Source organism: Kitasatospora sp. NPDC007106 (genome assembly GCF_040634455.1).
GTDB lineage: Bacteria > Actinomycetota > Actinomycetes > Streptomycetales > Streptomycetaceae > Kitasatospora > Kitasatospora arboriphila.
This window is the reverse complement of record NZ_JBEYFP010000073.1, coordinates 1-18,318: the sequence shown is the minus strand read 5'-3', so window position 1 is coordinate 18,318 and position 18,318 is coordinate 1. Positions and strand designations below refer to the sequence as shown.

17 protein-coding genes are annotated in these 18,318 nt (G+C 74.1%); 5 read left to right on the top strand and 12 right to left on the bottom strand.

Translation table 11 applies throughout. From position 1 onward, the window contains the following. Positions 1–100: 100 nt before the first annotated feature. From ABZ641_RS10265 to ABZ641_RS10220, 10 genes are all read right to left on the bottom strand, one after another. Complete coding sequence (locus tag ABZ641_RS10265) at positions 101–1,285, bottom strand: MarP family serine protease (RefSeq protein ID WP_344622824.1); 1,185 nt, start codon at positions 1,283–1,285, stop codon at positions 101–103. A gap of 58 nt (positions 1,286–1,343) precedes the next feature. Further along, positions 1,344–2,063, bottom strand: a complete 720-nt coding sequence (locus ABZ641_RS10260; protein ID WP_344622825.1) for a CoA pyrophosphatase — start codon at positions 2,061–2,063, stop codon at positions 1,344–1,346. Next, entirely contained in the window at positions 2,060–2,917 is an 858-nt protein-coding gene (gene nth / locus ABZ641_RS10255) for an endonuclease III (RefSeq protein WP_344622826.1), read from the bottom strand. Before nth ends, ABZ641_RS10260 begins: the two co-directional genes overlap by 4 nt. 62 nt (positions 2,918–2,979) lie before the next feature. Next, on the bottom strand, positions 2,980–3,630 hold the full coding sequence (locus tag ABZ641_RS10250) for a hypothetical protein (RefSeq protein ID WP_344622827.1): 651 nt from the start codon (positions 3,628–3,630) through the stop codon (positions 2,980–2,982). Between the two features lie 283 nt (positions 3,631–3,913). Further along, positions 3,914–4,447, bottom strand: a complete 534-nt coding sequence (locus ABZ641_RS10245; protein WP_344622879.1) for a histidine phosphatase family protein — start codon at positions 4,445–4,447, stop codon at positions 3,914–3,916. Between the two features lie 110 nt (positions 4,448–4,557). Then, entirely contained in the window at positions 4,558–5,523 is a 966-nt protein-coding gene (locus ABZ641_RS10240; RefSeq protein ID WP_344622828.1) for an acetylxylan esterase, read from the bottom strand. A 123-nt stretch (positions 5,524–5,646) separates the two neighbouring features. Then, a complete protein-coding gene (locus tag ABZ641_RS10235) occupies positions 5,647–8,025 on the bottom strand; it encodes a glycoside hydrolase family 3 N-terminal domain-containing protein (RefSeq protein WP_359980643.1) in 2,379 nt (792 codons plus the stop codon). 7 nt (positions 8,026–8,032) lie between these two features. Beyond that, positions 8,033–8,851, bottom strand: a complete 819-nt coding sequence (locus tag ABZ641_RS10230; RefSeq protein WP_344622830.1) for a carbohydrate ABC transporter permease — start codon at positions 8,849–8,851, stop codon at positions 8,033–8,035. After that, a complete protein-coding gene (locus tag ABZ641_RS10225; RefSeq protein WP_359980640.1) occupies positions 8,851–9,783 on the bottom strand; it encodes a sugar ABC transporter permease in 933 nt (310 codons plus the stop codon). The genes ABZ641_RS10230 and ABZ641_RS10225 overlap by 1 nt, the downstream gene beginning before the upstream one ends. Positions 9,784–9,801: 18 nt before the next feature. Next, positions 9,802–11,112: an extracellular solute-binding protein gene (locus ABZ641_RS10220; protein WP_359980638.1), complete on the bottom strand. Its 1,311-nt coding sequence runs from the start codon at positions 11,110–11,112 to the stop codon at positions 9,802–9,804. Positions 11,113–11,242: 130 nt separating this feature from the next. Between ABZ641_RS10220 and ABZ641_RS10215 the strand changes: the two genes are divergently transcribed. Both ABZ641_RS10215 and ABZ641_RS10210 read left to right on the top strand, forming a co-directional pair. Next, a complete protein-coding gene (locus ABZ641_RS10215) occupies positions 11,243–12,274 on the top strand; it encodes a LacI family DNA-binding transcriptional regulator (protein WP_359980635.1) in 1,032 nt (343 codons plus the stop codon). A gap of 300 nt (positions 12,275–12,574) precedes the next feature. Continuing rightward, positions 12,575–12,868, top strand: coding sequence for a hypothetical protein (locus ABZ641_RS10210; RefSeq protein WP_359980632.1), 294 nt, complete (start codon positions 12,575–12,577; stop codon positions 12,866–12,868). Between the two features lie 6 nt (positions 12,869–12,874). Here ABZ641_RS10210 and ABZ641_RS10205 read toward each other — a convergent pair whose 3' ends face one another. Continuing rightward, positions 12,875–13,777, bottom strand: a complete 903-nt coding sequence (locus ABZ641_RS10205; protein WP_344622835.1) for a LysR family transcriptional regulator — start codon at positions 13,775–13,777, stop codon at positions 12,875–12,877. Between the two features lie 88 nt (positions 13,778–13,865). On the opposite strand from ABZ641_RS10205, the gene ABZ641_RS10200 reads away from it, so the two are divergent. The 3 genes from ABZ641_RS10200 (at position 13,866) to ABZ641_RS10190 (ending at position 16,552) form a co-directional block, all read left to right on the top strand. Continuing rightward, positions 13,866–14,828, top strand: coding sequence for a reductase (locus ABZ641_RS10200; RefSeq protein ID WP_359980629.1), 963 nt, complete (start codon positions 13,866–13,868; stop codon positions 14,826–14,828). A gap of 1 nt (position 14,829) precedes the next feature. Beyond that, complete coding sequence (locus ABZ641_RS10195) at positions 14,830–15,729, top strand: aldo/keto reductase (RefSeq protein WP_359980626.1); 900 nt, start codon at positions 14,830–14,832, stop codon at positions 15,727–15,729. Between the two features lie 148 nt (positions 15,730–15,877). After that, positions 15,878–16,552 carry a Crp/Fnr family transcriptional regulator gene (locus ABZ641_RS10190; protein WP_344622838.1) on the top strand — a complete coding sequence of 225 codons (675 nt, stop codon included), beginning with the start codon at positions 15,878–15,880 and terminating at the stop codon, positions 16,550–16,552. Between the two features lie 78 nt (positions 16,553–16,630). Here ABZ641_RS10190 and ABZ641_RS10185 read toward each other — a convergent pair whose 3' ends face one another. After that, a complete protein-coding gene (locus ABZ641_RS10185; protein ID WP_344622839.1) occupies positions 16,631–17,461 on the bottom strand; it encodes an MBL fold metallo-hydrolase in 831 nt (276 codons plus the stop codon). Between the last annotated feature and the right edge of the window lie 857 nt (positions 17,462–18,318).

Here is an 18,318-nt window from a genome sequence, read left to right as displayed (position 1 = left end):
GCTCGGCATCCCCCACATCCTCGGCCGGCGGGCCCGCTGGGTGGGTGCCCGCCTGCGCCGCGAGGGCTGACCCGGGCACCGGCGGCGCCCGGGCGGGCGGTCAGAGCGCGCAGCCCTCGGTGTCCACCCGGGCGGTGGCGCTCTCCCCCAGCGTGGCGTCCTGGAGCACCTCGGCGGCGGTGAGCACGTAGCCGGTGTCGGCGCTGTCCAGCGACTTGGCGAAGACCACGCCGTACACCTCGCCGTTCGGGCTGAGCAGCGGGCCTCCGCTGTTGCCCTGGCGGACGAGCGAGCGCACCGAGTACACGTCGCGGACGACCTGGCCGCGGTGGTAGATGTCCGGCCCGTTGGCCTGGATCCGGCCGCGGATGCGGGCGGGCTGGACGTTGAACGAGCCGTTCTCCGGGAAGCCCGCGACGATCGCGCTGTCGTTGGTGCGCGCCTCGCCGGCGAAGGACAGCGCCGGGGCGTTCAGCTTGGGGACGTCGAGCACGGCGATGTCGCGCTGCCAGTCGTACCGGACAACCGTGGCGTCGTAGACCCGGCCGGTGCCGCCGACCTGCACCGTGGGCTCGTCGACGCCGCCCACCACGTGCGCGTTGGTCATCACCCGGTGCGGGGCGAAGACGAAGCCGCTGCCCTCCAGCGTCTTGCCGCAGGACGGCGCCGTGCCGACCACCTTCACCAGGCTCTGCCGGGCCCGCTGGACGGCCTCGCTGCCGGCCAGGGCCGGGTCCGGCGCCTCGACCTCGGTGATCGGCTCGTGCTCGAAGGGGTTGAAGACCTGCGGGAAGCCGTTGCGGGCCAGCTCCTTGCTGAAGTCGGAGAACCAGTTCGGCGCGTCCGAGGGCAGCGCGCCCTGCACGGTGGAGAGCACCGTCGAGGTGCGGACCTGCTTGGAGACCGTGGGCAGCGAGGTGCCGGCCAGCGCCGAGCCGATCAGCCAGGCCACCAGCAGCATCGAGATCACGTTGACCACCGAGCCGCCGATCGCGTCCAGGGTCTTCGCCCGCCCCCTGCCGATCCTGCCGCGCAGCTTCCAGCCGAAGTGCGTGGTGACCGCCTGGCCCACCGCGGCGAACACGATCACCACCACGACGGCGACCACCGAGGCCGTGGTGCCCGGGCCGAGCCGGTGCAGCAGCAGCGGCAGCAGTTGGACGGCGATCAGGCCGCCGCCGAGGAACCCGAGGACGGAGAGCACGCCCACCACGAAGCCCTGCCGGTAGCCGGACACGGCGAAGCCCACCGCGGCGGCGATCAACAGCAGATCCAGGACATTCACGCCGATACCCTCCCATGGACGGAGCCCGGGACCGCCACGGGCCACCTGGTCCGGCGACTCAGCGCGGTGCGGGCGATCCCCTGTCGTGCTGCCGGTCGGACCGGGTGAGGTTCAGCGCCTCCTCGGAGAGGGTCAGGGTACGCCGGACGTCCCACGGACGTTCCAGGCCGCTGTAGTGCAGCACCCGGTCGATCACTCCGGCGGTGAAGCCCCACACCAGCCGGCCGGCCACCTCGAAGGCCGGACCGACGTGGCCCGAGGGGTGGCGCAGCCGGGCCCGGTTCGCCGGATCGGTGAGGTCGGTCAGGGGCACCCGGAAGACCGCGCCGGTCTCCGCCGGGTCGACCGGCCCGACCGGGGTCTCCCTGCGCCACCAGCCCAGCACGGTGGTCACCACGAAGCCGGAGACCGGGATGTACAGCGCGGGCAGGGTCGCGAAGACCTGCACGCCCGCCGGGTCCAGACCGGTCTCCTCCTCGGCCTCCCGCAGCGCCGCGGCGACCGGGCCGGGGCCGGCCGGGTCGCCGTCCTCCGGGTCGAGGGCGCCGCCGGGGAAGGACGGCTGGCCGGCGTGCGACCGCAGCGAGCGGGCCCGCTCGATCAGCAGCAGGTCCGGTCCGGTCTCGCCCTGGCCGAAGAGCATCAGCACCGCGGAGGGCCGGCCGCCGGAGGCCGGCGGCAGGAAGCGGCTGAGCTGCTCGGGGAGGACGGTCTCGGCGGCGGTGCGGACCGGCAGCAGCCACTCGGGCAGGCCGTCCCGTTCGATGGCGACGGTCATCCGGCGACCGCCATGTCCGCGACCTCGCCGTCGTGCGCGTCGGCCTCGGCGCGGGCCGCGGCCTCCCCGGGGAAGTCGGCGGGCGGGCGCAGCCGCTGGCCGGGCTTGCCGGCCAGTTCGTACTTGAGCAGCTTGGCGGCCTTCTCCGGGTCGGTCTCGCCGGCTCCGAAGGAGGGGCAGAGGGCGGTGATCGGGCAGGCGCCGCAGGCCGGTTTCTGGGAGTGGCAGACGCGGCGGCCGTGGAAGACGACCCGGTGCGAGAGCATCGTCCACTCGGACTTGGGGAAGATCGCGGCGACGGCGGCCTCGACCTTCTCCGGGTCCTCCTCCTGCGTCCAGCCGAAGCGGCGGACGAGCCGGCCGAAGTGGGTGTCGACGGTGATGCCGGGGACGCCGAAGGCGTTGCCGAGGACGACGTTGGCGGTCTTGCGGCCGACGCCGGGCAGGGTGACGAGGTCCGCCAGGCGGCCGGGGACCTCGCCGCCGAAGTCGTCCCGCAGCGCGGCGGACAGGCCGAGCAGCGACTTCGCCTTGTTCCGGAAGAAGCCGGTCGGCCGGATGATCTCCTCCAGCTCCTCCGGCACGGCGGCGGCCATGTCCTCGGGGGTGGGGTACTTCGCGAAGAGCGCCGGGGTGGTCTGGTTCACCCGCAGGTCGGTCGTCTGCGCCGACAGCACGGTGGCCACCAGCAGTTGGAAGGGGTTGTCGAAGTCCAGCTCCGGATGCGCGTACGGGTACTGCTCCGCGAGCGCCCGGTTGATCCGCCGGGCCCGCCGCACCATCCCCAAATGGGACTCCGGCTTCTTCGGCTTCGCCGCCCGTGGCCCGGCCGTCCGGGCCTTGCTCTCTGCCATGCAGGAAGGCTACGCCCCGAGGCGGGTCGCGCGGGAACGATCGGCCCGCCCGCCGGACGGCGTCAGCACTGCCAGAGGAAGGCCGCGCTGCCGCACGGCTCGCAGGCGAAGGCGTAGGCGCTGCCGCTGCCGAAGTTCATCGCGGTGAGGTGGTCGGGCCCCTCCTCCAGCTGGACGACCATCGCCATGGCCCGGTCGCAGGACGGGCAGTCGGGCGTCTGGTCGTACTGGAGCCAGGCGGGTCCGCCGCCGAGCTGGCCCAGCAGGGCTTCGTCGGGCCGCCCGAGGCGGGCGGCCTCGTAGTCGCCGCCCGGGTCCGGCCGGTAGGCGACGGCGCGGACGGCGCCGAGCTGCCGGGGGTCGCCGTCGTCCTCGTCGTGGTCGTCGGGCAGCGGGGGCAGGGGCAGCGGGCCGCTGCCGCCGACAGGGAGCAGCAGGGCCAGGTTGCCGCCGGCGCGGGCGTCCCACTCCTGGCAGCCGCCGGGGTCGTTCTGGCACATGAACAGCGCGAGCAGGGCGCGGCCGTCCGCGGCCCCGGTGCCGGTGTGCCGGCCGAGGTCGTCGAGCAGGACCTGGGCGAGGAACTGCATCGGGCCGCCGCAGGTCGCGCAGTGCGGCCAGGCCGTGCCGGCCGGGGCGAGCGGCACACCGCCGGTCCGGGTGACCGGGGCGTCGGGGGCGACCGGGCCGGCGTCAGTCATCAGGGTCGTCATGACGGATCACCCTAGGGTGCGGTGCCGACACGTCGGGTCGCATCAGGCGGGCGACTCCCCCGGCCTCCGGCCGGGCGGTGCCCCCGTCTCGTGCCCGACCGGACGTGCCGTCGTATCGGCCTCGTACTGGACGTACTCGGGCGATGCGGTGGTGCGTCCGGTCGTGGGGACACCTCCCGGCCGAAGGCCGGGGGAGATCCGGCGTCGCGCGCGCGGCGGGAGTTGTCGGACGAGCCCTCCGGCGCGGTGCCGACACCGGTGGGCACGCGGGGGTGTCGCCGCGTCAGAGCGGTTCGCCGCAGCGGAGGTTCCAGCGGCCCGCGCGGCCGCTGAGGTGGGTGGCGGTCAGCGGGCGGACGTCGAGCCGCCAGAAGGCCGCGGCCGGGGCGCCGAGGGCGTGCACGGCCGCGGCGCGGACGACGTCGGGTTCGACGACGGCGGTGACGGCCGGTGCGTCCTGCGGCAGCGCGGCCAGCCAGTCGGCGACCCGGTCCAGCACGGCCTGCAGGGGTTCTCCGCCGTGGGGCGCTGCGGCGGGGTCGGCGAGCCAGCGGGCGAGGGCCTCGGGTTCGGCGGCGGCGATCTCGTCGAGGGTGCGGCCCCGCCAGCGGCCGTTGTCGCAGCCGGCCAGGGCGGGTTCGTCGACCGGTGCGGGCAGGCCGAGCGCCTGTGCGGTCTGCCGGCAGCGCGGCGACGGCGAGACCGGGGTCGGGCCGGCCGAGCGGAGGGTGCCGGCGGCGGCCTCGGCCGCACGCAGTCCGAGGGCGTCCAGCGGTCCGCCGTCGTCGAACCGGGCCTGCCGGACGGCCTCGCTCATGGCCGCCGAGATCAAGGTCACGCGCACTGCCGGTCCTCCCCCGTCCCCACCGACGGTACCCGCCCGCCGGGCTGCGGTCAGGGGCGCCCCTCGTCGGAGGTCTGCCCGGCTCAGGCGCCGAGGTGGCGGCGGAGGAAGCGGAGGGCGGCGGCGTCGTCGTCCGGGCCGCCGGCCTCGTGGCCGTTGTAGCGCCAGACGTCGATCTCCTTCGGTCCGGCGTAGGCGTTGTGGGCGGCGAACACGGTGGACGGCGGGACGGTCTGGTCCATGAGTGCGGCGGAGAACCTGGCGGGGGCGTCGGCGCGGGCGGCGAAGTTCACGCCGTCCACGTAGGAGAGGGTGCGGTGCACCTGTTCGTCGTGGCCGCGGTGGGTGGCCAGGTAGTCGGCGATCTCGCGGAAGGGGTGGGCGTCGGTGACCACCACGGCGCGCGGGAAGTCGCAGAGGAACGGCACGTGGGCGACGACCGCGGCGAGGTCGGGGACGAGTCCGGCCGCGGCGAGGGCGGTGCCGCCGCCCTGGCTGTTGCCGAGGACGGCGACCCGGTCCGGGTCCACCTGCGGCAGCGTGCGGACGGCGTCCACGGCCCGGACGGCGTCGGTGAACAGCCGCCGGTAGTAGTAGTCGTGCGGGTCCTCGATGCCGCGGGTCATCACGCCGGGGACCTGCGGTCCGGCGGGGCCGGAGTCGGGGGTGTCGCCGCGGCTCCAGACGGAGCCCTGGCCGCGGCTGTCCATCTGCAGGTGGGCGAAGCCGGCGGAGGCCCAGACGAGGTTCTCCAGGACGTGGCCGCGGCCGCCGCCGTAGCCGACGTACTGGACGACGGCGGGCAGCGGGCCGTCCGCCCCGCGGGGCAGCCGGAGCCAGGCCCGGACGGGCTCGCCGGCGTACCCGGGGAAGGTGACGTCGAAGGTGTCGACGGTGGTGAGGCCGGTCGGCACGGGGACGGCGGCGGTGTCGCCGCCCGCGGCCCGGGCCTCGTCGAGGGTCTTCCGCCAGAAGGCGTCGAAGTCGGCGGGCTCGGTCTGGGCGCTGCGGTACGAGCGGAGCTGGTCCTCGGGCAGGTCGGTGTACAAGGTCGGCTCCTTCGGCCGGTGGTGCGTTCGGTCGTGGTCCACCTGCCCCGGCCTCGGCCGCCGCACTCCGGCGAAGCGGTACCGGGGTGCATGGGGCCGGGGCAGGTGGGGTCCGGGGGGCGGCTACCGCACGTCGAGGACGTCGAGGACGTCGAGGACGGGGTGCAGCCGGCGGGTGTGGTCGACCGTGCGGACGGGTCCGGTGAGCTCGACCTCGGCGGTGAGCCGCGGATCGGTGCTGGAGGCGGCGAGGCGCAGCTCCAGGGTGCCGGGTTCGACGATCCGGCGGCCGTCCCGGCCGGTGAAGGAGGCCAGGTCGGCGGGGACGGTCGCGGTGATCCGGCACTCCTCGCCGGGGCCGAGCGGCACCCGCCGGTAGCCGATCAGGCGCTGGACGGGCTGCACCACGGAGGCGACCGGGTCGTGCAGGTAGAGCTGGACGACCTCGGTGCCGGGCCGCCCGCCGGTGTTGCGGACGGCGAAGGAGAGCCGGAACTCGCCCGCGGTGTCCGTCCGTCCGGTCTCGACGGCGAGGTCGGACCAGGCGAAGGCGGTGTAGGTGAGGCCGTGGCCGAAGCCGTACGCGGGGGTGGGGTCGGTGCTGGAGACGTCGGTGGGTCCGGCGAGCCGGGCGGCCAGGTAGGAGGACGGCTGGACGCCGGGGCGGCGCGGCACGCTGACGGGCAGTCGGCCGGACGGCTCGACGCGGCCGCTGAGCACGCCGGCGAGCGCACCGGTGCCCTCCTCGCCGGGGAAGAAGGTCTGCACGATCGCGGCGGCCTCGTCCACGGCGCGGCCGAGGGCGTAGGGCCGGCCGGCGAGCAGGACGACCACCACGGGGGTGCCGGTGTCGAGCAGGGTGTCGAGCAGTTGCTGCTGGGCGCCGGGGAGTTCCAGCGACTCGGCGTCGCAGCCCTCGCCGCTGGTGCCGCGGCCGAAGAGGCCGGCGCGGTCGCCGAGGGCGAGCACGACGACGTCGGCGCGGCGGGCGAGGGCCGCGGCCTCGGCGAAGCCGGCGGTGCTGCCGTCGTCGACGCCGGTGCCGGTGACGGTGTGGATCTCGGCGCCGTCGAACTCGGCGGCGAGGGCCTCGCGCAGGGTGGGCATCCGCAGGCCGACCGGGGTGTCGGGGTGCTGGCGGCCGACGTGCACCGGGAAGGCGTAGCAGCCGAGCACGGCGGTGGCCTCGTCGGCGTTGGGGCCGATCAGGGCGATCCGGGCGGGCCGGGCGAGCGGCAGGGTGCCGTCGTTGCGGAGCAGGACGACGGACTGCTCGGCGATCTCGCGGGCGAGTTCGCGGTTGCCGGCCGGGTCGAGGTCGACGGTGCCGCGCAGTGCGGTCGGGTCGGTGAGGTCGGCGCCGGCGAGGACGGCCGGGACGGGCGTCCAGTCGGGGTCGAGCAGGCCGAGTTCGGCCTTCTGGACGAGGACGCGGCGCAGTGCCCGGTCGACGAGCCGCTCGGGCAGCCGGCCGGTGGTGATCGCCTCGACGAGCGGTTCGCCGAAGGTCTTCACGGTGGGCAGTTCGACGTCGACGCCGGCGGCGAGGGCGGCGCCGGCGGCCTCGGCCCAGTCGCCGGCGACGCCGTGCAGGGTCCGCAGGAAGCCGATGCCGAAGTAGTCGGCGACCACCGTGCCGGTGAAGCCCCAGGTGTCGCGGAGGAGTTCGGTGAGCAGCCGGTCGTCGGCGGCGGAGGGCACGCCGTCGGTGTCGGTGTAGGCGTGCATCACGGAGCGGGCACCGCCCTCGCGGACGGCCATCTCGAACGGCGGCAGGATGACGTCGGCGCGTTCACGGGTGCCCATCCCGACGGGGGCGAGGTTGCGGCCGGCGCGGGAGGCGGAGTACCCGGCGAAGTGCTTGAGGGTGGCGACGATCCCGGTGGACTCCAGGCCCTGCACGTAGGCGGTGCCGACGGTGCCGACCAGGTACGGGTCCTCGCCGACGGTCTCCTCGACGCGGCCCCAGCGGGCGTCGCGGACGACGTCCAGGACGGGGGCGAGGCCCTGGTGGACGCCGACCGCGCGCATGTCGCGGCCGATCGCGGCGGCCATCCGGCGGACCAGTGCGGGGTCGAAGGCGGCGCCCCAGGCGAGCGGCACGGGGTAGGCGGTGGCCTTCCAGGCGGCGAAGCCGGCCAGGCACTCCTCGTGGGCGACGGCGGGGATGCCGAAGCGGTTGGCGGCGGCGATCCGCTGCTGGGTGCGCATCAGCGAGAGCGCGCCGGTGGCCGGGTCGACGGGTGCGGTGCCGAACGGCCGGGTGAGCTGTCCGAGTCCGTGCGGCAGCAGGGTGTCGAGGGCGGGCGGCTCCTCCATCTCGTGCTGGTACGGGGCGACCTCGCCGCCCTCGTCGGAGGCGCCGACCCAGACGCCGAACAGCTGGGCGATCTTCTCCCGGAGGGTCATGGCGGCGATCAGGGCGTCGGCCCGTGCGCCCGGGTCGCGGGCGGTGTCCTGCCAGGCGGGGACGGCGGAGGTGGTCTCTACGGCCAGGTTCATGTGTCGGTCACTTTCCTCCGACGCCCATGAGCCCCTGGACGAGGGCGCGGCGGGCGAACAGGTAGACGAGCAGGATCGGGATCATGGACAGCACGACGGCGGCCAGCAGCCCGGGGACGTTGATGCCGTACTGGGTCTGGAAGTCGTAGAGGCCGAGGGTGATCACCTTGGTCTCGTCGGACTGGGTCAGCACCAGCGGGAAGAGGAAGCCGTTCCACGCCTGGAGGGCGGAGAAGACGGTGATGGTGGAGAGCCCGCCCTTGGAGAGCGGCAGCACCAGCTGGAGGAAGACCCGCCGGGGGGTGGCACCGTCCATCGCCATCGCCTCGTAGAGCTCGGGGGTGATGTCGCGCATCACGCCGGTGAGGACGAGGGTGCAGACCGGCAGCGAGAAGGCCGCGGTCGGCAGGATCACGCCGATCAGGTTGTCGTACAGGCCGGCCTTGCTGATGACGTAGAACATGGGCACGATCACCGCCTGCGCGGGGATCGCGAGGCCCAGCAGGAACAGCCGGAACGCCAGGTCGGTGGTCCGGCCGCGGCTGCGCACGATGGCGTAGGACAGCGGCGGCACCACCAGCAGCACGACGGCGACCACGCTCACCGTGACGATCACGGTGTTGAGGAAGTACTGGCCGAAGCCGCCCTGCAGGTCGTCGAGGTAGTTCTGCAGGGTGAGGTGCCGGGGCAGGCCGAGCGGGCCGCTCTCCGCGTAGTCGGCGCGGCTCTGCAGGGTGGCGGCCAGCATGGTGTACAGCGGCAGGCCGACGACGAACAGCCAGACCAGCGAGCCGAATCCGGCCAGGACGTTGGGGCGTCGCCTCATCACAGGCCCTCCGAGGTGCTGCGCATCCGGTCGTAGCCGGACAGCCGGACGACGGCGAGCGAGATGGCGGTGGCGACCAGGACGAGCAGCAGCGCGACCGCCGATCCGGTGCCGAAGTCGAAGCCCTTGAAGGCCTTCTGGTACATGTAGTAGGCGCTGATGGTGGTGTCGGTGCCGGGCCCGCCCTGGGTGAGGATGAGCACCGTGTCGAAGGTGGTGAGACCGCCGACCACCATGAGGATCACCGAGGTGATGATCGCGTTGCGCAACTGCGGCAGCGTGATGTGGAAGAACTGCCGTACGGTGCCGGCCCCGTCGATCGCGGCGGCCTGGTAGAGCACCGGTGGGACGGCGCGGGCCGCACCCTGGTAGATGAGCGTGTGGAACGGGGTGAACTGCCAGGCGCCGACCAGCACCAGCACCCCGATCGCGCCGGTCTGCGAGCCGAACAGGTTGCCGTCGCCGAACAGCCACTCGGCCTCGGCCGGGACGCCGAAGTTGGGGTCGAGCAGCGCCCGCCAGAGCACCGAGACGGCGGTGGCCGAGAGCAGCAGCGGCACGAAGTAGATCGCCGACAGCACCGCCCGGTTGCGCTGGTGCCCGGCCGCCCAGACCCCGAGCAGGATGCTGATCGGGGTCTGGACGGCCACGCCGAGCAGGGTGAGCAGCAGGCTCAACCACAGGCTCTTGACCATCACGGGGTCGTCGAAAAGCCGGTTCCAGTTGTCGAAGCCGGCGAACTCCGGTGAGCCGAGGCCGTTCCAGCGGGTGAAGGACAGCACGGCGACCAGGACGAGCGGCACGATCGCGAAGAGGACGAAGAAGACCGTGGCCGGGAGCGCCCAGGCGAACCCGGGGCGGGTCACCGCGGTGCCCGTCCGGCTCGCCGGTCGGCGCCGCGTCACAGCCCCGGTGGCAAGAGTTGTGGTCATGGTGCGACCCGTCTGGTGTCAGGAGTTCGGCAGGGCCTGCATGGCCTTGATGAAGCCGTTCTCGTCGATCTGGCCGTTGAAGAACTGCTGGACGGCCTGGTGGATGGGCGTGATCGCGGCCGGCGGGTACGCCTGGTCCCAGGAGAGCTGGAACGACGGCGCGGCCTTCACCAGGTCGAACTGGAAGGTGGAGTACGCCGGGTTGGCCGCGCTGCTCAGGAACTTGGGGGTGTTGCTGGTGGTCGGCAGGTTGCCGATGGCCAGCTGGCCCTGGACGAACTCGTCGGAGTACTGGAGCTTGAGGAACTCCGCGACGGCCTCCGGGTGCTTGGTCTTCTTCAGCACCGAGTAGAAGTTGTTGGTGTTGCCGACGACGTTCTTCGGGTCGCCCTTGCCGCCGGTGACGGTCGGGAAGGAGCCGTAGCCGAGGCTGGCCTTGGTGAAGTCGGGGCTGGCGTCCTGCTGGGTGGAGTACTCCCAGGAGCCCATCAGCTCGAAGGCGGCCTTGCCGCGGGCGAGCAGGGCCGGCGAGCCGCCGTCGGTGAACTTCACCGAGTCGAAGTTGGTGCCGAACGCGCCCGCGTCGATGAGCTGCTTGAGCATGCCGAGGGCCTTCTTGCTGTCCTCGCTCGCCCAGGCAGCCTTGTCGCCGCCGAGCGCCTTCTTGAACAGGTCCGGGCCGGCGACGCGGTCGTAGAGGTACTCGAACCACATCAGGGTCGGCCACTGGTCGCCGCCGCCGAGGGCGATCGGGGTGACGCCCTTGCCCTTGAGCGTCTGCACCGCGGCGAGCAGCTCGTCGAAGGTCTTGGGCGCACTCACGCCGGCGTCGGCGAGGACCTTGGTGTTGCTGAAGAGCAGCACCGGCTGGGTGCCGCGCATCGGGACGCCGTAGGCCTTGCCGTCGACCACGGCGGTGTCGAAGACCGAGGACAGGAAGTTGGCCTTGAGGCCCGGGTCCTTGGCGATCATGTCGTCGAGCGGCATCAGCAGGCCGGCGTCGACGAACGGCTTGATGCTGCCGCCGCCCCAGTTGAAGAAGACGTCCGGGGCCTGCTTGGTGTTGATGATCGTCTGCAGCTTCTGCTGGTAGTCGGCGCCCGGAATGGTGTCCAGGACGGCCTTGACCTTCGACGTCTTGTTGAAGGTGTCGACGATCTGCTTCTCGACCTTGTTGGTGGCGTCCCCGTAGACCAGGACGTGGATCTCTCCCGAACCACTGTCCCCGGAGGAGCCGGAGCCGCTGCCGCAGGCCGTCAGGGTGATCCCCAGGACCACGGCCGCGCTGCCTGCGGCGAGGGAACGGGAGAGCCGAGCGTGTCTTCTCATCGCGGTGCCTTTCGAAATCTTTCGGCATCTTCGCCGAAATTCTTGGCGCGCTGCGACGCTAGATCCGCGCTCCGAGGGGGGTCAACCCCCCGTCGCGCAGTTACCGGAACGTGACCTGGACACGTGCCTTATGCTGCACGCCATGCGAGAAGAGGAGGAGAACGGCCGCGTCACGCTCGCCCAGGTGGCAGAAGAGGCCGGCGTCTCCGTGTCCACGGTTTCGAAAGTTCTCAACGGCAGGCAGGACGTCTCCCGCCCGACCCGCCTCAAGGTCGAGCGCCTGCTGGAGGTCCACGGCTACCAGCGGACGCCCAAATCGGCCTGGGAGGCACCGCTCGTCGAGATCGTCTTCCCCGAGCTCGACAACCTCTGGGCGATGGAGCTGATCAAGGGCGTCGAGAACGTCGCCAAGGAGCACGGGGCCAGCGTGGTGCTCACCGAGAGCGGCACCCGGCACGCCCCGGACCCGAGCTGGATCGAGGGCGTGCTGCGCCGCCGGCCGCTCGGCGTGGTGCTGGTCTTCTCCAGCCTGCCGCTCGAGGTGAAGCAGCAACTCCGGTCCCGCGCCATCCCGTTCGTCATCATCGACCCGGCCGGCGACCCCGAGCCGGACGTGCCGTCGGTGGGCTCGGCGAACTGGGCCGGCGGCCTCGCCGCGACCCGCCACCTGGTCGAGTGCGGGCACCGCCGGATCGCCATCATCACCGGCCCCGAGGACATGCTCTGCTCGCTGGCCCGGCTGGACGGCTTCCGCTCCGCGATGGGCATGGCCGGCCTGGAGATCCCGCCCGGCTACGTCTCCTTCGGCGACTTCCACGTCGAGGGCGGCCGCCGCCGCGCCATGGAGCTGCTGGCCCTCCCCGAGCGGCCGACCGCGATCTTCGCCGGCAGCGACCTGCAGGCGCTCGGCGTCCTGGAGGCCGCCCGGGTGCACGGGTTGAAGGTCCCCGACGACCTGTCGGTGGTCGGCTACGACGACGTGCCGATCGCCCAGTGGACGAGCCCGGCCCTCACCACCGTCCACCAGCCGCTGCGGCAGATGGCCGAGGAGGCCGCGCAGATGCTGATCCGGATGCGCGCCGAGGGCGGCAGCGCGGCCCGCCTGGAACTCGCCACCAGCCTGGTCGTCCGCAAGAGCACCGCCCCGCCGCCCGCCGCCTGACCGATCGGCCGATCCCTCGAAAACGGCCAGCCGAAAACGGTCGGCGCGCACGGCGCCCGCTTTTCTGGGACCGCGGGGCCCGGAAGGTCACGGCGGCCAGCAGCAAGGTCTTGCAGAAAGTTACATTCATACTGCCGAGTAACCTTGACTCCCCGACCCTGCCGGGCGCATCGTCGGGACTACGCCGCCACCACCCCGTGCGGTCCTCCTCCTGTGCCATCCCCGCAGGTCAGCCGTTCCACCCGCTGACGGTCGCGCCCCCACGCGACCGCCCGTGCCGTCCGAGGAGGGCCAGCCCCCATGACCATCGGCCTCCCACCGGCCGGGGCCCGTACGTGCCCCGCCACCGCCGCCTCCGCCTCCCCCGCCCCGCGGCCCGTCCACCCGGCGTACCACCACCCGCTCTGGCTGGTCACCGTGCCCACGACCCACCCCGACGGCCGTACCGGCACCCAGAGCTTCGCCGTCCGCGCCCTCACCGTGCAGGAGGCGATGGCCACCGCCGGCCGCCGCGCCCACGCGGACAGCGCCCGGACGCGCCGCCGCGGCGCCCGTCTCGACCTCCGCAACGCCAGCGCCGTGCTGCACCGCTGACCGCCGTCAGCCGACGGTCGCGCCCGCCTTCAGCAGCCGGGCCAGCGCCTCGGCGTACGGCTGGGGGCGGCGGCGCCGGGCGACGGCGATGCCGAAGTGCCGGGCCGGCCGCGGCGGCCGGACCGGAACCACCCTCGTGCCCGGCAGCGGCGGGTCCAGCGCCACCTGCGGCACCAGGGAGACCCCGACCCCCGCGGCCACCAGCGACCGGGCGAAGAAGTAGTCGGTGGTGCTGCCGGCGACCCGCAGGTCGAACCCGGCCAGCGCGGCGTGCCGGTGCAGGAATGCCTCGGTCTTCGAACAGCCCACCACCCAGCGGTCGTCGGCGAGTTCGGCGAGGTCCAGCTCCTCGCGGCCGGCCAGCGGGTGGGCCTCCGGGAGCACCACCGAGAGCGGGTCGTCCATCAGCGGCGTCCAGTCGAGGCCGGAGCGGTCCCCGGGCTGCACCGGCAGCGGGCCGTCGAAGTGGTAGGCGATCGCCAGGTCGGCGACGCCCTCGCGCACCATCGGCAGGCTCTCCTCGGGCTCCCGCTCCACCACGTGCAGGTCGGCCTCGGGGTGCTCGGCGGCGAACCGGGCCAGTGCCGCGGGCAGCAGGTGCCGGCCGCCGGTGGTGAAGGTGGCCACCGTCAGCCGCGGGCGTGGTGCGGCCAGCCGGTCGATCTGCTCCCGGGCGTGGCGGAGTTCGGCGCCGATCGCACCGGCCGCCTCGACCATCAGCCGCCCCGCCTCGGTCAGCACCACACCGCGGGTGGAGCGCTCCACCACCAGGGTGCCGAGCCCCCGCTCCAATGCCGCGACCTGCTGGGACACCGCGGACGGGGTGATCCGCAGCGCGGCCGCCGCCCGGTTGAAGCTGCCGTGCTCGGCGACCGCCTGCAGCACCCCGAGCCGGTGGACGTCGATCACCGCAGCCCCTCCCGTCGACAGTTCTCCTTACGACCGGTTCAGCAGGTCGCCAGTTCCGCTGCTGACGATACGCCAGGAGAGTGGAGCCATGAGAAGCGTCTGCATCATCGGCGGAAGCCGGTACTTCGGCCTGCACCTGGTGTCCCTGTTCCGCGATGCCGGAGTCGCGGTCACCCTCGTCAACCGCGGCTCCGCCGCCCCGCCCCCGGGCGTCGACCACGTCCGCGCGGACCGCTCGGACGAGGCCGCGCTGACGGCCGCGCTCCGCGGGCGGACCTTCGACGCGGTGGTCGACCAGGTGCTCTACACCCCGCTGCAGGCCGCCGTGGCCTGCCGGGTCTTCGCCGACCGCACCCCGCGCTACGTGATGACCTCGACCATGGAGGTCTACGACCCGGCGACCTCCCCGCTCGTGCCCGCCTCGGACGGCCCGGTCACCGAGGGCTTCGTCGACCCGGCGGCCTGGTCCGTCGACCTCGACCTGCCCTGGCACGACCCGCAGGCGCTCGCCCGGCACTTCGACGCGGCGACCGGCTACGCGGAGGGCAAGCGGCAGGCCGAGGCGGTGCTCGCCCGCTCCGCGCCGTTCTCCTGGGCGAGCGTCCGCAGCGCCCACGTGCTCGGCGGCGGCGACCGCGACTTCACCGGACGGCTGGCGCACTACGTGGAGCGGATCGCCGCCGGCCGCCCGGTCGCCGTCCACCGGGGCGCCCGGCCGACCTCCTTCGTCCACCACCGGGAGATCGCCACCGTGCTCGCCCGGGCCGCCGTCACCGACGCCGACGGGCCGCTGAACGCCTGCTCGCACGGCGCGCTCGACGCCGCCCGGCTCTCCGGACTGATCGCCGAGCGGCTCGGCACCACGGCCCGGTTCCGGACGGCGGAGGGCGGGGACGCCTCCCCGTTCTCCTTCGACCGCTCGTACGCCATGGACAACGGCCGGGCCGCCGCACTCGGCTTCCCCCTGTCCCGGACGGCCGACTGGCTGCCCGCGGCGATCGACGAGGCGGCCGGGGCCTCGAAGGCCGCCACGGCCGGAAGGGCGGTCTGAGATGCACCGGCGCACCATCGGCGGCACCGCCGTCCATCCGGTCGGCCTCGGCGCGATGCCGCTGTCCGTCGAGGGCCGCCCGGCCGAGGAGGACGCCGTCGCGGTCGTCCACGCCGCCCTCGACGCGGGCGTCACCCTGATCGACACCGCCGACTCGTACCACTGGCACGCCGGGGAGCGCGGCCACAACGAACGGCTGATCACCCGGGCCCTGGCCCGCCGCGGCGGGGACCGCGACCGGGTGCTGGTGGCCACCAAGGGCGGCCGCGGCCGCCCCGGCGACGGCTCGTGGACGGTCGACGGCCGCCCCGAGCACCTGCGACGGGCCTGCGAGGAGTCGCTGCGGCGGCTCGGCACCGAGGCGATCGGCCTCTACCAACTGCACAAGCCGGACCCGCGGGTGCCCTGGGCCGAGTCGGTGGGCGCCCTGCGGGAACTGCTGGACGCGGGGAAGGTCCGCGCCGCCGGGATCTCCAACGCCGACGCGGCGCAGATCCGTGAGGCGCACGCGATCCTCGGCGGCGGCCTGGTCTCGGTGCAGAACCGCTACTCCCCCGCCGACCGCTCCGCCGAGCCGGAGCTGCGGCTCTGCGAGGAACTCGGACTCGCCTTCCTGCCGTGGAGCCCGCTCGGCGGCATCTCCCGCAGCTCGCTGGACGGCCCCTCCGCACCGGACCCCTCCGGCCCCGCCCCCGCGGACACGCCCTTCCACCGGGTGGCCGCCGCCCGCGGCACCTCGCCGCAGCGGGTCTGCCTGGCCTGGCTGCTCGCGCTCTCGCCCGTGGTCGTCTCGATCCCCGGCGCGAGCCGGCCGGCCTCCGTCCGGGACTCCGCGGCCGCCGCCGGCCTCGTCCTGGAACCCGCCGAGCTCGCCCTGCTGCCCGACCGGACACCCGCCTGACCTGCCCCGCCGGGGCCGCGCCGCTGGTACGGGCGGGTGCGAATGGCCCCATAGGACGCTCGACGGCACACCCCTCCTCATATGATCGGAGCGACATGCGCCATCCTTGGTGGTGAGAAACACCACCGGACGATGCAGGAGGAAGCACGTGGACGACGTTCTTCGCCGCGCCGCGCTGTTCGCGGCCCTCGACGACGACCAGGCTGCCGAGCTGCGCGCTTCCATGACCGAGGCGACCCTCGCCCGCGGCGAGTCGCTGTTCCACGAGGGCGACCCGGGCGACCGGCTGTACGTCGTCGTCGAGGGCAAGGTGAAGCTGCACCGCGCCTCGCCGGACGGCCGCGAGAACATGCTCGCCGTACTCGGCCCCAGCGAGATGATCGGCGAACTGTCGCTGTTCGACCCGGGCCCGCGCACCGCCACCGCCACCGCACTGACCGAGGTCAAGCTGCTCGGCCTCGGCCACGGCGACCTGCTGCCGCTGCTGCACGCCCGCCCCGAGGTGTCGATCGCACTGCTGCGCGCCATCGCCCGCCGCCTGCGCCGCACCAACGACGTCATGTCCGACCTGGTCTTCTCGGACGTGCCCGGCCGTGTCGCCAAGGCGCTGCTCGACCTCTCCCGCCGCTTCGGCGTGCAGTCGGAGGAGGGCATCCACGTCTCCCACGACCTCACCCAGGAGGAGCTGGCCCAGCTGGTCGGCGCCTCCCGCGAGACGGTCAACAAGGCGCTGGCCGACTTCGCCGGCCGCGGCTGGCTGAAGCTGGAGGCCCGCGCGGTCGTCCTCCTCGACGTCGAGCGCCTCTCCCGCCGCTCCCGCTGACCCGGGGCAAGCACTCAGGGGCGCAACCGGGCAGGCATCCAGGGGCGCCCCTGGCTGCTTGCCCTGCCTGCTTTCCGACTACAGCCCCTGGATGAGTCCGTGGTCCTCCAGGTAGCCGAGCTGGGCCCGGACGGAGAGTTCGGCGGCCGGCCACAGGGCCTTGTCCACGTCGGCGTACACCCGGGCCACCACCTCCTCCGCGGTGCGGCAGCCGGCCTCCACGGCGGTCTCCACCTGGGCGAGCCGGGCGGCCCGGTGGGCGAGGTAGTAGTCGACGGCGCCGAGCGCGTCGGCGAGCACCGGGCCGTGCCCGGGCAGGACGGTCCGCACACCGTGCTCCGCCGCCATGGTGTGCAGGCGGCGCAGCGAGTCGAGGTAGTCGCCGAGCCGGCCGTCCGGGTGGGCGACCATCGTGGTGCCGCGGCCGAGCACGGTGTCGCCGGTGAGGATCGCGCCGTCGGCGGGCAGGTGGAAGGTCAGTGAGTCCGCGGTGTGCCCGGGGGTGCCCACGACCCGGATCTCCAGGCCGCCGACCTCGACGACCTCGCCGGGCCGCAGCCCTTCGTCGCCGAGCCGCAGGGCCGGGTCCAGGGCGCGCACGTGGGTGCCGGTGAGTTCGGCGAACCGGGCGGCGCCCTCGGCGTGGTCGTGGTGGCCGTGGGTGAGCAGGGTGAGGGCGATCCGCTTGCCCTGCTGTTCGGCGGTGTCGACGACGCGGCGCAGGTGGCCCTCGTCCAGCGGACCCGGGTCGATCACGACGGCGAGGTCGGAGCCGGGTTCGGACAGCAGCCAGGTGTTGGTGCCGTCCAGGGTCATCGGGGAGGGGTTGGGCGCCAGCACGCAGTGCGCCCGCGGGGTGGCCCCGCCGCCGACGGTGGCGGCGGGGTCGCCCGGAAGGAGACCGCTCACCGGCTGCCCTCGCGCACCAGGTTGCGCGCCGGCAGCGCGCGGGTGAGCCTGCGCGGAGCGGTGCCCGGCGGGGGAGCCGGGCCTCACCCGGCTGTTCCCCGCTGGGCACTCCCCCGGCTGCCCCTCCCGTTCGGCGGCGATCAGTTCGGACAGCAGGTCGTCGCCCGGTGCGGCCCGCTTGTGGGCGATCAGCTCGCCCAGGAAGCCGTGCATGGCCCGCATCGCCTCGCGCGAGCGTCCGGGGGCGCCGGGGTCGGGCGAGAGCAGGGTGTCCGTCCAGGCCCGGAAGTCGACCCGGTGTCCGGCCGGGACGCCCAGCAGGTCGCAGATCACGGCGACGGACAGCGGGGCGGCGAGGTCGGCGACCACGTCCCCGCGGCCGCGGGCCTCGACCGGGTCGAGCAGTTCCTCGGCCGCACGCCGGATCGGTTCGCGCAGCGCCTCGGTGCGCCGGGGGCCGAGTGCCGCGGCGACGAGGCGGCGCAGCCGGGCGTGGTCGGTGCCGTCCCGGTTGAGCAGGTGGGCGTCGAGTTCGGGCGGCAGGGAGTCGCCGGCCGTGCCGCGGCTCCGGGCGTGCCGCTTGTCGAGGGCGAACCGGGGATCGGCGGCCGCCTCGCGGACCTGCTCGTACCCGGTGATCAGCCAGACCGGCGCGGCGTCGGGGGCGACCGCCCGGTGGACGGCGCCGCGGCGGTGCAGGGCCGCGCAGGCACCGTGCGGGTCGGTCAGGAAGGCCCCGTCCAGCGGGACGGGCTCGTCGGCGGGCGGCAGCACCGCGTCCTCCTCGGTCTCGGCACGGCACACCGCCGACGGGGCGACGTGCGACGGCAGCATGTGCCGCGTCAGGCAACCTCCGC

What these genes read in the sequence shown, in the direction of transcription:
- ABZ641_RS10260 (WP_344622825.1), bottom strand. Translation starts at nt 2,063, where the DNA reads ATGACCGTCGCCATCGAACGGGACGGCCTGCCCGAGTGGCTGCTGCCG.
- nth (WP_344622826.1), bottom strand. Translation starts at nt 2,917, where the DNA reads ATGGCAGAGAGCAAGGCCCGGACGGCCGGGCCACGGGCGGCGAAGCCG.
- ABZ641_RS10250 (WP_344622827.1), bottom strand. Translation starts at nt 3,630, where the DNA reads ATGACGACCCTGATGACTGACGCCGGCCCGGTCGCCCCCGACGCCCCG.
- ABZ641_RS10245 (WP_344622879.1), bottom strand. Translation starts at nt 4,447, where the DNA reads ATGAGCGAGGCCGTCCGGCAGGCCCGGTTCGACGACGGCGGACCGCTG.
- ABZ641_RS10235 (WP_359980643.1), bottom strand. Translation starts at nt 8,025, where the DNA reads ATGAACCTGGCCGTAGAGACCACCTCCGCCGTCCCCGCCTGGCAGGAC.
- ABZ641_RS10230 (WP_344622830.1), bottom strand. Translation starts at nt 8,851, where the DNA reads ATGAGGCGACGCCCCAACGTCCTGGCCGGATTCGGCTCGCTGGTCTGG.
- ABZ641_RS10225 (WP_359980640.1), bottom strand. Translation starts at nt 9,783, where the DNA reads ATGACCACAACTCTTGCCACCGGGGCTGTGACGCGGCGCCGACCGGCG.
- ABZ641_RS10220 (WP_359980638.1), bottom strand. Translation starts at nt 11,112, where the DNA reads ATGAGAAGACACGCTCGGCTCTCCCGTTCCCTCGCCGCAGGCAGCGCG.
- ABZ641_RS10215 (WP_359980635.1), top strand. Translation starts at nt 11,243, where the DNA reads ATGCTGCACGCCATGCGAGAAGAGGAGGAGAACGGCCGCGTCACGCTC.
- ABZ641_RS10210 (WP_359980632.1), top strand. Translation starts at nt 12,575, where the DNA reads ATGACCATCGGCCTCCCACCGGCCGGGGCCCGTACGTGCCCCGCCACC.
- ABZ641_RS10200 (WP_359980629.1), top strand. Translation starts at nt 13,866, where the DNA reads ATGAGAAGCGTCTGCATCATCGGCGGAAGCCGGTACTTCGGCCTGCAC.
- ABZ641_RS10195 (WP_359980626.1), top strand. Translation starts at nt 14,830, where the DNA reads ATGCACCGGCGCACCATCGGCGGCACCGCCGTCCATCCGGTCGGCCTC.